This window comes from Psychrobacter sp. ANT206 (assembly GCF_056880555.1).
The window spans coordinates 2,504,661-2,516,583 of record NZ_CP096271.1; the positions used below are offsets into that span (position 1 = coordinate 2,504,661).

An 11,923-nucleotide genomic window follows, 5' to 3' on the forward strand; every position below is an offset into this window, starting at 1 on the left:
ATGCCCGTCTATATCGGATGGGCATTTGCACAATGAAATACCTAAATAACAAAATCGTTTAATTCAAGTAGCATATAAGTGCTACTTTTTAAAAAACTATAGAGTATGATTATGAAAAAACCGCTACTCATCATCGGTAATAAGAATTATTCATCATGGTCATTGCGAGCTTGGCTACTACTCAAGGCTTTCAATATTGACTTCGATGAGCAACTGATTGAGCTGTTTCATCCATCAGCGACACCCATTCTCAATGAACATGCGCCAACAAGAAAAGTGCCGGTTTTGATCTATGGTCAAGGTGATGAAAAAGTTACGATATGGGATACTTTAGCGATTGCTATTCATGCCAATGATTATCTGACAGACTTAGATATTTGGACAGGGTTGAGTAAATCTAATACTGAGAGTAATAATAGCAACAGAATAAATAGTGCTTATTGTCAAAGTATCATTGCTGAGATGCATTCAGGGCTAATAGGTATCCGTAGTGAGATGCCAATGAACATTCGAGCGACTGCTAAAATACGTCCGAGTGCAGCATGCTTAGCCGATATTGCCCGTATTGAGTATATCTTTGCAGATTGTTTAACAAACAGATCACCAGATAGCTATTTGTTTGGTGATTTTACTGCCGCTGATGCATTTTTTGCTCCTGTTGTTTTACGGCTGCAGACCTATGCTAAGGCTTCAGGAATCATCTTAACACCGCTTACTGAACAATATTGCCAGACTCTTCTAAACAATCCCCATGTCCAAGCATGGCAAAAGTCAGCACTTAAAGAAACTCGTATCATTGAAGAAGATGAGGCAGGTGAGATACTATCTGTAGCAGGGATATTGGCTAAATAGCATTTACTTAACGTCTATAAGTAACAAAGCTCCGATACCTATTAGGATATCGGAGCTTTTTATTTTAGAAAATATTAAAGACTGGCTTACTGCATAACCAAATATTCAAACGCTGATAATGCCGCTTTACTACCTTCACCCATCGCAATATTAATCTGCTTAAAGGGTACAGTCGTAACATCACCACAAGCAAAGATACCATTGCGATCCGTACGGCAGCGCTCATCAATTTCAATCTCACCAAAGCGGTTTAAATCGACGAAGCCTTTAACGAACCCAGTATTTGGTATCAAGCCAATCTGTACAAACACCCCTGCAACATCAAGCTCTTTATTCTCGCTGCTATTGCGATCTTGATAGACGATAGACGATACTTTACCATCAGTCGCTTTAATTTCTTGGGTCGCTGCACTGGTAATGATATCGATATTTGCCTTTTCTTTGGCTTTATTAATCAATACCTGATCCGCTTTCAAATCATCAGCAAACTCAAGCACGGTCACATGCTTCACGATACCAGCAAGGTCTAATGCCGCTTCGATACCAGAGTTACCACCACCGACGACGGCAATATCTTTACCTTTGAAGAATGGACCATCACAGTGCGCACAGAAAGCCACGCCTTTACCGATGTTTTCTTCTTCGCCAGCGACCCCAAGCTTACGCCACTGAGCACCAGTCGCCAAGATAATACTGCGCGTCTCAAAGGTCTCACCAGTATTTAGATGAATGCGATAATTTTCATCAGCTGTCTCACTAATCTCTTTGACACTGACGTGCTCTTTAAGCGTAATATTATATTCACGCAAATGCTTTTCGAAATTCACCGATAGCTCACCACCTGTGGTTAAAGGTACTGAGATTAAGTTTTCAATATCTTGCGTATCTTTTACTTGCCCACCGATACGGTCAGCCACCATGGTGACTTTTAAGCCTTTACGCGCGGTATAAATTGCTGCAGCAACCCCAGCAGGACCTGCACCAATAATCGTCACATCTTGTTGCTCTAACTGTTCAGCATCATCTTCAGCTTCTGCTAACAAATCAGGGAATTGCTCTTGTAACTTCTCAATCAATTTAGCCGTGTCGATCAGACCATTAGCAAATGGCTTGCCGTTTAAGAATACTGCTGGTACGCCTTGGATATTATTCGCTTCTACTTGCTCTTGGAATAGTGCACCATCGATCATCTCATTACTGATGTCATCGTTTAGCAGCGCGAATTGGTTTAGCGCTTGCACAACTTCTGGGCAGCTGTGGCAAGAAAGTGACACGTAAGTTTGAAACTGTAGTGGCTTATTAAAGCGTTTAATCAGCTTTTGAATGCCTTCGTCAAGTTTTAAGGTATGACCACCAGCCTGTAAAATTGCCAATATCAGCGAAGTAAATTCATGACCGCCTGGAATACCACTAAAGACAATACCTGTATCCGTCAAAGCACCATCGATGTGACTACGCACAGCAAAACTAATTGCGCTTGGCAAACTGTCATCGTTAGCTTGTGCGTCAAAATTAATCTTATCTGTCGTACCAGCGATTTTGCTCAAAAAATCAATCAACTCAGCACGCTTGCTATGCTCGCCATTACCTAAGACAAAGCTGATTGGGCGGGTCATATTTACGCTATAGCTCTTTACTGCATCTAATAAGCTTTGGTCTATCATAATTGTTCCTTGTTATTATCGAATATGTAACGTCAGCATCAGTGCTGCGCGTTTAAATGAGTAAGAGTCATATGCCAATACTGCTATTTATGCGCGGCATATAACCTTTGATACGTCTATTATCAAAGGTTTGAGAGTTTTGAGCAAGCGGATAAACTCAAACCTTATGTTTTATAAAACCTATCATAAATCAATATTTTTATTTAATTTCAAAATTACTTCTAAATGATAATCAATACTAACTATAGTATCTAAGTATTTTTTTCGCTACAATCGAGTGAAGCGGATAGAAGAATTCTATGCGTGTTATGGCAGATTTACTTTTATAAGTATTCGATAAATCTGTTTATCAAACATACTTTTTAAAAGTAGATTCGCTGGCATTAAGCCTCATCGTTATTCAGTTAAATAACGGTTCGGTTCCATAAAATCTAAGTCTCATAATTATAGTAATCCATCAAAACAATCTTAAGACCATGCGCGGATGCTTATACAAGCTTGCGCTTCATAACAAGGATGACAAGATGAGAAAGACAGATACATGGCAAGATAACAAAGATATTATTGCTGAGCTTAAACAAAAAGACAGTCACTTTGCGACTATCTTTGATGAGCATACCCAGCTAGACCAGCAAATCAATCAGCTTGATAAAGATATGGTCACGCACGCTAGCCGTGAAGAAGAAATCGAGCAGATGAAGCGTCGCAAGCTGCATCTAAAAGATGAGATTTATAAAATAATCGATAAAAATAAATTAGGATCTCATGCCTAACTAATAGCTATTTAGACCATTAGCTATCATGAAAAATGATAAAATTTAGATAAGAAAAAACCCCATTAGCATAAGTTAATGGGGTTTCTTTATACTTTATTTAGTATGCTGAATAAGCAGATACTGCCTTCTGTCATACTATCCAAGCAATAGTTGCTTAGATTTTACCTACTAGATCAAGACTTGGTTTTAAAGTCTCTTGACCCTCTTCCCAAGCGGCTGGGCAAACTTCGCCGTCGTTTTCACGAACATACTGTGCCGCTTTTACTTTACGCAGCATATCTTTTGCACTACGGCCAATACCGAGGTCATGAATCTCAGCAACTTGAATAAAGCCATCAGGATCTACTAAGAATGTACCGCGCTCAGCTTGGTGCTCTTCTTCAATCATAATGTTAAAGCCACGCGTGATACGACCAGTAGGATCACCAATCATTGGGTACTGAATTTTGGAGATTGCTTCTGAAGAATCATGCCATGCTTTATGGGTGAAATGCGTATCCGTTGATACTGAGTACACTTCTACGCCTAACTTTTTTAGCTCTTCGTAATGGTCTGCCATGTCTTCAAGTTCAGTTGGGCAAACAAAGGTAAAGTCGTGTGGGTAAAACATGAAAATCGACCACTTGCCTTTTACGTCTTCAGAGGTGATGGTTTTGAATTCACCGTTGTAAAACGCTTGTGTTGAAAATTCTGGGATTTCTTGATTGATGATAGACGCCATGAGTGGCTCCTTTTTTGATTGATTAAAGTTTCATTAATTTAAATTTATTTATAGATTTGCATCTATTAACCCTTACACTATCGGGGCTACCTGACAAACTATACGCGAATTCTATGGTTAATCCAGTTAAAAGTTTTTAATGTGATGTTTTGTTTTATTAAACTTGTTAAACTATTCTCTCTACTTTTTATATCTATACATCAGTGAACATTGATAGTGTACACAAGATAAATAAGTAAAACAAATCGCCTTACAAACCCATTGATAGAGAGGTTTTATGATTACTTTACGTCAACTTGAGTTCGCCTTAGCCGTCGCCAAACACCGTCATTTTAAACGTGCAGCAGAAGATTGTAATATCTCGCAATCAGCGCTGAGCTTGGGTATCGCTGAGTTGGAAAAACAGCTTGATACACAGATTTTTGAGCGAAATAATAAACAAGTCTTGATCACCCCTATCGGTGAAGATATCTTGGTACGGGCGCAGCGGGTGTTTTCTGAAGTCAACGACTTGACCACCCGCGCGCATAGCCATCAATCGCCCCTTGCCTACCCTATGACCGTTGGTATTATTCCAACAATTGCACCTTATCTGCTACCAAAAGTATTGCCTGCGCTGCGTGAGCACTATCCAGAATTTCGCATGACCATCGTTGAGCAACAAACAGAACGCTTGCTTGAGCAAGTGCGTTATGGACATATTGATACCGCTATTATTGCCCTACCTTATGCGGTAGATGGTTTACATAGTTTTGAGTTTTGGAGCGAAGACTTCTTTGCCGTATTCCCAAAAAATGATGTACATGCCAAGCTCAAAACGATCAACGCTGATGAGCTGGCAACGGCAAATCTCATGTTACTTGGCGAAGGGCATTGCTTGACTGACCAAACGCTATCTGTCTGCCATTTTGACCGTGCGCAGATGAAATCCAGCTTTTCAGATGCCAGCTTAAACACACTTATTCAAATGGCACTTGCTAATATGGGTACGACGTTAGTGCCAGAAATGGCGTTAGACCAGCTGCATCTACAGAACCAAAATGCTGTCGCTGTGCCACTGGCAGAAAAAGGCCCTCATCGTCATATTGCCTTTGTCACCCGTCTAAATTATGCCCGTGTCGATGATGTCAATTTGCTTGGCAAAGTGTTTAAGCAGGCATTTGAAGACACTACCAATAAGAAGTAAGTAACAATTTCTAAATGATAGACAATCATCAAACGAAGGTTGAATATGGACGGATTGTCACAAATAGAGACTGAGCTTGGTAAGGTTTTTGAGTGGCATTTAATAGCTATTAATAATGCTATTAAGCCCGCGAAAGTTAATGCGCTTTGGCAAGATATCGCCGTGCGCTATGATGAAACCCAGCGTGCTTATCATAGCTTGCAGCATATTCAGCAATTATTTTCGCAGTTCGAACAGATTGAGCATCATTTGAATGAGCCGCATATCATTGCTTTGGCGCTCTATTATCACGATGTCATTTATGATCCAAGGCGCTCAGATAATGAACTAAAAAGTGCAGAATATGCGGTAGAAGCATTAAAAGGATATCTGAGTGCTGAGCAATGCCAACATATCTACGCACTGATTATGATGACAGCCACTCATGAGCTGCATGAATGTCTAGATAAAGATACTGTCAGTGATGCGGCTTATCTCTTAGATATGGATTTAAGTATTTTGGGTACGCCTTGGTCTGAATATGAGGTCTACGCACAAGCGGTGCGTCAAGAGTACCGCCATATAGCAAACGAGGATTATCGTACTGGGCGTATTACAGTCTTGCAGAAATTACTCGCACACCCAGTACTTTATTTGACAGCGTATTATCATAACCAGTTCGAAGTACAAGCTCGAGACAATATCAAGCGTGAAATCAGTCTTTTACATGCATCTTGATAAAAAGCTCACTGCCTTGCCGTGCTGGGTGTGAATTGTAACTCGGCTCCATAATATCAATGTTAAAATGAGTCGCAAAACGCTGCTGATATTCATCTTTTGTACCGCCAAACGGCGGCTCATCTCGCCCAAAATCTTTGTCAAATAGCAAACCAATCAGCTTACCATTCGGTTTCAGTAATGCTGCCATCTGCTCTACATACTCGTCACGGCGTGATGGATTTATCGCACAAAAAAACGTCTGCTCAAGCACCCAATCAAACTGATATTGCTCAGGCGATAACTCAAAAAAGTCGGCACAGATTAGATGCTTAGCTGGAAAGTCAGGATAACGCTCAGCAAACGCTGCAATCGGCGCAGGGGCAAAATCAACCAAGGTGACATTGGTAAACCCTTGCTCATGTAGATAACTTACCTCGTAAGCATTACCTGCACCCGGCACTAAAACAGCCTGATTTTTAGCGGCTTCAGGTAACTGGTCAATATAAGCTTTTAGTGGCGGCGACACCTGTCCCATATCCCAACCGATACTATCCTCTTCATAACGCTGCTGCCAAAACTGCGCTTGATTGACGTTTTCCATATGACATCCCTGTAGATAAATCTATTATTTAAACGACACGATTCGTACCGTTATGTCTTATCATATCAGGCTTATCGACATTACTGAAACCACCTAAGTATTATGTCTAATCGAGCTGACCACCTTTACCTGCTAGCATATCGTGCCAATGCTGATAGTCAGGCATCGCAGTCGCTACGGTTTGCCAAAAGGCGCGGCTATGATTGGCATGATGTAAATGACACAGCTCATGGACGATGACGTATTCGGTGCATTCAATAGGATAAGCAGGCAGATACACAGATAACCAAATTCGGCGCGCACGCGTGTTACAACTGCCCCAGCGCGTATGCATCTTTTTTAGGCGTATCTCACTGGCTGTCGCACCGACAATCGGTTGCCATTTTGCAAATAATGCAGGCATTGCTTCAGAAAGATGTTGCCGATAATAGGCAATTTTTTTATCGTGGTTTAAGGTGAACGACTGTTTTATACCCCACAACAGTAAGGTGCTGTCAGCCGTTGAAGATTCCTTTGAAGGAAATTGTTGCCGCTTATGTTGTTCTAAGACTTGTGGGTGGTTTTCTATCGCCCATGGTACACGCTTCGCTATAGCCTGTGCGACTTGTGCTGAGCTAATAAACGATGGTACAGACACCATTAGCTTATGTGGCTTTAAACGAAAATTAATATTTTTAACCCGCTTTTTGCTTATTTGTAATTCAATGCTTGCCTCTGACAAACATTGAATAGTGTTTTGCAACAAAGGACTATGGTACTCAGGTGTCACATTCATATCATAGTGCTTGCAAATGATTATCAAAAGACATTGTATGGCGTCTGCTATCTGTGCCGATATTGTGATTTTTGGTGATAGCGTCTGATTTTAGTTCTGAGTCTAATATTGTTAAATCATTGACAGTTAATCTGGTTAATTGACCTTGCCCATCACTAACAATAAAACCGGATTGTTGCTCTATATTAGTCTTAACAACATCGTTACCACTGCATATATTACGGCTATAAACGGAAGCACCTGCACAATCTGGCAAACTGACAGAGTTGATTAAAGCTCGAGTCGTTAAATCAAATATTGCTGCACAGCCACCCATTGGCGTGGTTACACATAGTAAATTGCGTTTACTATCAACCGCGACGCTAGCGATATATTGGTGGAAGCGTTGCCATTGGTTATTTGGCATAATAAGGGGTTTAAAGTCAATATCACCGCGCTTATGCGTCAATACTAATGGCACATTGATATGCTTTTCACCTTGGAACTGAATGCCTATCATCACTGTGCCATCATCGTGCATGGCTAGATGACGCACACTCATTTGATTATGCTCAGGCATAATTTGTTCAAGTAAATCACCATTATGGCAGTTTAGGTACACCAATGATGGGTACATAGTATCGAGATTAAGCTCTTCACGCGATGCTCTCTCGGTTTTAATACCGCCATTAGCAATTACCAACGTTTTACCGTCTGGATGCATAATGAGCTCATGTGGACCGATACCATACGATTCAAATTCTGCTATTTTTTGATAACCATTTTTAACATCATAAACACCGATTTTTCCGTCTAAAATTAGCGTGTCATTTTCAGTCACGTATAACTTTGAGCCATCTGAGCTATAGCAAGCATGACCATAAAAATGACGGTTGTTTGCAGCGTTGATCACAAATTTCACTTGTCCTGTCGCAGTATCAAGCACCCAGAATTTTTCACTAGGACGACGACCTATGACCACAACGTCACGATTTTGGTTGTGATTAACAAAGGTGTTTTGAGAATCAAAGGCAGGTTGGACGACAATATCATGGACACGTTCAGGCATGGTCGTTTGCCAAACGATTTGTCTATCAGCATCAATACCGACTACACCAAAATCGTTTTCATCACTCTCACTTAGCAGTGAGATGTCTTTTGGCATAGAAGCCACGCCACTGACCCAGTATACAGGGTGAGTCAGCATAGTAGTGGTATGCATTGACCTAAAATCATTCGCAGACAAATCCCGGCTATTAGGCTGGTTATCATCCATTAGTAGACGATACGCTTGTTGCCACGTTGACGCTGCCTGCTTGCAGGCGTAGCGCAAACGTCTAAGCGTTGACTTGGAACCAGTAGCAGCTGATTGCACAGCATTCAATTGAGCATAAATACCGCTCACATAATCTTGCAGGCGAGCATCAACTAGGCGTTGCTTACGATAACGATGATGAATACCGACGAATGTTGCCGTACCAAGCGCTGTCAATAATGAGGTTGTCAGCAGCTCATGGCTAAACGGTTTTGCTTTTAGCGCATACCACTGCCTATGATTTTTATTCACTGAGACCTTTTGACTCGCTTTGATAATAGCCATTATTTAATCACCGTCGTTACTGTTAAAGCCGACACGGAGACCAAGTGCCGGAATCAATTGACGCTTAATTAAGCGCGTAACGCTAGTAAGATGATCATACAGCTCTTGCTGCGTGGCTTTATCAGCAGTGGCTAAATCTTCTGGCATTTGTGCCAATAACGTAGTGGTATCAGCGAGCGCAGTCGATAGATTGTCAGCCACGTTATTTTCACTATTGCTGCCCAAGATAGCAGTCAGTACCGGATCGGTCATGGCTTTATTTAAAGTCGCTAATTTTGCATTGATAATCGCGCGGCTTTGCTCTGCGGTCGCTGCAGGTAGATGACCTTTGGCTTTACCGCTCAAGCCTAATGGCTGATCAATGGCGTTAGATTTCATCGTCTCAACCAACGACAGTAGGGAATTAATCCATTGGTTCAATCCTTGGTCGCTTTCAGCAGTTTTATCAATTGCTAATAGCTTAGTCGCATTTTGTTGCCAGTTTTTCTCAATAGCTTTTAAGCGTGTGCTCAGCGCACTACTCGCGCTTATAACATACGCACACTGACCAGCGTCCAAGCTGTCATTGGCATAAAGCACCTCTTCTAAACCGGGCACACCTTGGACAACGGCACTTTCGTTAGCAAGTTGTTCAGCGGTCAGTTTTGGATTGGCAGCGATAAGGTCCGCCACTCCGCTATGTACCAAACCGCGCTCGTCAGGGTAATAATTGATATAAAGATTACTCATACTGGCGGTCGCAGGACCGAAGTTGACCATTTCAGCACTTGCCCATGCTTGTGCCAATACTAGCCACTGGTCACGTAGCGTTTGCAATTCATCACCACTGACTGGCGCTTGTTGACAATGTTTTTGTGCCAAATCATGCAACAAATCACTTTGTTTCGCCGCGTCAGCATAAGCAGGTATGACAATCTCATTAGCTACATGGGTTAAATAGGTTTTTTCAGTCTCAGCATTGATATCGACAGCGACTATTTTTTCAACATTCTTATCTGTATTGCCATCAACTGCAGCATTTTCGCCAGCTTTCGGCTCAGCACTGTCTTGTGAAACTTGGCTATCTACTTCAGCCGCTTTATTGTCATCAGCAGGTTTGACGCAGCTAATAAGTATGCCAGCACTTAATGCCGAGAGCGCCATTGCTAGCGCATGGTTTATCTTCATAGAGTTCTCAGTAATATTATCAATCGTTATCGTCGAGTATCAGTATCGCAGTGATAGAGCCGTCAGGCGGATAACCTTATCTATCTGTCATTTAAAGATTAAAAAAACACAGTCAGACGCTTATAATGACTGTAAAAACGCACTCAATTCAGTACGTCCTTGTTTATCAAGCATCAGCACTTTTTGCTGCTGTTTTTTGGCTTCGCCGCCATGCCATAATACTGCTTCCATCAGTGTGCGGGCACGTCCATCATGTAAAAACGTCGCTTGTGGATCAACGGTTTGGGCAAGTCCAACTCCCCATAAAGCGGGCGTACGCCACTCATAAGAATTGGCTAAGAACTCAACTTGCCAATTTTTTGGCGGCAGTTTGCCAGCGATGGTGCGATCCGCAAGCTCATCACCCATGTCATGTAACAGCAGATCTGTATAAGGATAAATCACTTGTCCATGCTGCTCAAGATGATCATCAGCGGTTTTTGGTAGCTGATATCTTGGCGTATGACAGCTTTGGCAGCCCATATCGTAAAAGCGTTTTTTGCCTGCTAATACCACCTTATCCTCTGCATTACGGCGGTGCGGTACTGCCAAATTGCGCGTATAAAATTCTACAAATTTTGCCACTTCATCGTTGACTTCAACCGCAGGCTTACCATTGCCTTGCTCATCTGCGCCCGTTATCGCATTCTTACAAGCGGTTTGTGTTGGCATGCAGGATTCATGTGGGCGGATATTTGAAGTTAAACCCATGTCTTCATTAAAGGCGCTTTGATTTTGAGTAATCAGCTTGGTTTGCCCTGCTTTCCAGCCAAACCGACCTAAGGCAACTTTACCCGTTTGTGGATCCATGACCCAGTTAAATTTACCCTTAATATCATTGCTGTTTTTATGATTGCTAGCCGCTTGTTTTTTAATATCCGCATCGGGTATTTGTTCGAGTAGCCCAAGCCCAATCATAGGTAAAGCAACACGTGGCGATACCATCATATCATCATCAAACGCACCATAACCCGGATTGGTCAAGTTAAAGGTTGGTGCGCGCAAGGTTTCGATATGTCCATCGGCAAAGGTAACTGGTTTATCTGTCCACTGCACGGCAATTCTTGCTTCTGCTGGGACGCCTTGAATACCGCGATCTTGCAATTGACCACCATACATAGGATGAGCAACTTTCTCAATAAGTGAATCTTTTAACTGCTGACGCTGTTTATCCGTGGTCGCTGGCATCGCCAAACGAATCAGAAAACTATCGGCATCGTCCTCAGCAGTCATAGGAGCATGACCACGACCGTCTTTGACATGGCATGACTGGCAGGCAGCGACGTTAAATAACGCACCAAGACCATCACGGCTATCCGTACTGGCAGGCGCAATTACCCACGGCTGACGGAAAAACGCATTACCAATAAAGAACGAGCCTTTGCGAGATGCGGTAATGTTCGATGAAGGTTTAGAGTAGCTCTCACTACTAGTAATACTAATCCCAGTATCACCGCCTTGCTTGATTTCTTGCGGATCAAAGCTTGCAAGCTGCTGCATAGGTACGCCAGCGAGTGTTTCGATGGTTCTGAGGCGTTCAGGAGTCAACACTTCTGATTGCAAGCTGTCTTTATTGACTGCATTATCATCAGTGTCTTTGACTGGCTGACAGGCACTGAGTGACAAGGCACCTACTAATACCAGTGATAAGGTAAATAGCGCACACATGCCGACAGATGCAGTTTTAAACTGGGATATAAGAGAAGAGTGGAGTATGGGGCGTGGTTTGCTGATAAAACCTTTCTTGACGTGCATAGAGTACCTTAGTTCTGGTATAGAACCATTAAAATCGCATGCTATAAAATTTTTTATTGCTAGTCGATAAGTGGCAGCGACACGCTGATTTATCTGGCTATTTTAATAC

11 protein-coding genes are annotated in these 11,923 nt (G+C 42.1%); 4 read left to right on the plus strand and 7 right to left on the minus strand.

Going from position 1 to position 11,923, the window contains the following annotated elements:
- Positions 1–111 precede the first annotated feature (111 nt).
- A complete protein-coding gene (locus tag M0221_RS10445) occupies positions 112–852 on the plus strand; it encodes a glutathione S-transferase family protein (RefSeq protein WP_483283773.1) in 741 nt (246 codons plus the stop codon).
- A gap of 86 nt (positions 853–938) precedes the next feature.
- Here M0221_RS10445 and ahpF read toward each other — a convergent pair whose 3' ends face one another.
- Complete coding sequence (ahpF, locus tag M0221_RS10450) at positions 939–2,516, minus strand: alkyl hydroperoxide reductase subunit F (RefSeq protein ID WP_483283774.1); 1,578 nt, start codon at positions 2,514–2,516, stop codon at positions 939–941.
- A 524-nt stretch (positions 2,517–3,040) separates the two neighbouring features.
- On the opposite strand from ahpF, the gene M0221_RS10455 reads away from it, so the two are divergent.
- Positions 3,041–3,289 carry an HP1242/YdcH family protein gene (locus M0221_RS10455; RefSeq protein ID WP_011514392.1) on the plus strand — a complete coding sequence of 83 codons (249 nt, stop codon included), beginning with the start codon at positions 3,041–3,043 and terminating at the stop codon, positions 3,287–3,289.
- 157 nt (positions 3,290–3,446) lie between these two features.
- Here the strand turns inward: M0221_RS10455 and ahpC are convergent, their stop codons facing one another.
- Complete coding sequence (gene ahpC, locus M0221_RS10460) at positions 3,447–4,013, minus strand: alkyl hydroperoxide reductase subunit C (RefSeq protein WP_483283775.1); 567 nt, start codon at positions 4,011–4,013, stop codon at positions 3,447–3,449.
- 277 nt (positions 4,014–4,290) lie between these two features.
- Between ahpC and M0221_RS10465 the strand changes: the two genes are divergently transcribed.
- Both M0221_RS10465 and M0221_RS10470 read left to right on the plus strand, forming a co-directional pair.
- Positions 4,291–5,199 carry a hydrogen peroxide-inducible genes activator gene (locus M0221_RS10465; RefSeq protein ID WP_440825981.1) on the plus strand — a complete coding sequence of 303 codons (909 nt, stop codon included), beginning with the start codon at positions 4,291–4,293 and terminating at the stop codon, positions 5,197–5,199.
- 45 nt (positions 5,200–5,244) lie between these two features.
- Entirely contained in the window at positions 5,245–5,916 is a 672-nt protein-coding gene (locus M0221_RS10470) for an HD domain-containing protein (RefSeq protein WP_483283776.1), read from the plus strand.
- On the opposite strand, the gene M0221_RS10475 is transcribed toward M0221_RS10470, so the two are convergent.
- The 5 genes from M0221_RS10475 to M0221_RS10495 all read right to left on the minus strand — a co-directional run bounded on the left by M0221_RS10475 (position 5,894) and on the right by M0221_RS10495 (position 11,814).
- The gene (locus M0221_RS10475) at positions 5,894–6,499 is read right to left on the minus strand and encodes a methyltransferase domain-containing protein (RefSeq protein ID WP_483283777.1); all 606 of its coding nucleotides are present in this window, start codon (positions 6,497–6,499) and stop codon (positions 5,894–5,896) included. The two genes, M0221_RS10470 and M0221_RS10475, sit on opposite strands and share 23 nt — an antisense overlap.
- A 106-nt stretch (positions 6,500–6,605) precedes the next feature.
- Positions 6,606–7,274: a M48 family metallopeptidase gene (locus M0221_RS10480; RefSeq protein WP_483283778.1), complete on the minus strand. Its 669-nt coding sequence runs from the start codon at positions 7,272–7,274 to the stop codon at positions 6,606–6,608.
- Position 7,275: 1 nt separating this feature from the next.
- The gene (locus tag M0221_RS10485) at positions 7,276–8,853 is read right to left on the minus strand and encodes a DUF1513 domain-containing protein (protein WP_483283779.1); all 1,578 of its coding nucleotides are present in this window, start codon (positions 8,851–8,853) and stop codon (positions 7,276–7,278) included.
- Positions 8,854–8,856: 3 nt separating this feature from the next.
- On the minus strand, positions 8,857–10,020 hold the full coding sequence (locus M0221_RS10490; RefSeq protein ID WP_149409353.1) for an imelysin family protein: 1,164 nt from the start codon (positions 10,018–10,020) through the stop codon (positions 8,857–8,859).
- 120 nt (positions 10,021–10,140) lie between these two features.
- Complete coding sequence (locus tag M0221_RS10495) at positions 10,141–11,814, minus strand: di-heme oxidoreductase family protein (protein WP_483283780.1); 1,674 nt, start codon at positions 11,812–11,814, stop codon at positions 10,141–10,143.
- Positions 11,815–11,923 lie beyond the last annotated feature (109 nt).

Excerpts from the sequence above, each read along its gene's own strand:
- M0221_RS10495 (WP_483283780.1), bottom strand. The coding sequence starts at position 11,814 with ATGCACGTCAAGAAAGGTTTTATCAGCAAACCACGCCCCATACTCCAC.
- M0221_RS10490 (WP_149409353.1), bottom strand. The coding sequence starts at position 10,020 with ATGAAGATAAACCATGCGCTAGCAATGGCGCTCTCGGCATTAAGTGCT.
- M0221_RS10475 (WP_483283777.1), bottom strand. The coding sequence starts at position 6,499 with ATGGAAAACGTCAATCAAGCGCAGTTTTGGCAGCAGCGTTATGAAGAG.
- ahpC (WP_483283775.1), bottom strand. The coding sequence starts at position 4,013 with ATGGCGTCTATCATCAATCAAGAAATCCCAGAATTTTCAACACAAGCG.
- ahpF (WP_483283774.1), bottom strand. The coding sequence starts at position 2,516 with ATGATAGACCAAAGCTTATTAGATGCAGTAAAGAGCTATAGCGTAAAT.
- M0221_RS10465 (WP_440825981.1), top strand. The coding sequence starts at position 4,291 with ATGATTACTTTACGTCAACTTGAGTTCGCCTTAGCCGTCGCCAAACAC.
- M0221_RS10485 (WP_483283779.1), bottom strand. The coding sequence starts at position 8,853 with ATGGCTATTATCAAAGCGAGTCAAAAGGTCTCAGTGAATAAAAATCAT.
- M0221_RS10445 (WP_483283773.1), top strand. The coding sequence starts at position 112 with ATGAAAAAACCGCTACTCATCATCGGTAATAAGAATTATTCATCATGG.
- M0221_RS10455 (WP_011514392.1), top strand. The coding sequence starts at position 3,041 with ATGAGAAAGACAGATACATGGCAAGATAACAAAGATATTATTGCTGAG.
- M0221_RS10480 (WP_483283778.1), bottom strand. The coding sequence starts at position 7,274 with ATGAATGTGACACCTGAGTACCATAGTCCTTTGTTGCAAAACACTATT.
- M0221_RS10470 (WP_483283776.1), top strand. The coding sequence starts at position 5,245 with ATGGACGGATTGTCACAAATAGAGACTGAGCTTGGTAAGGTTTTTGAG.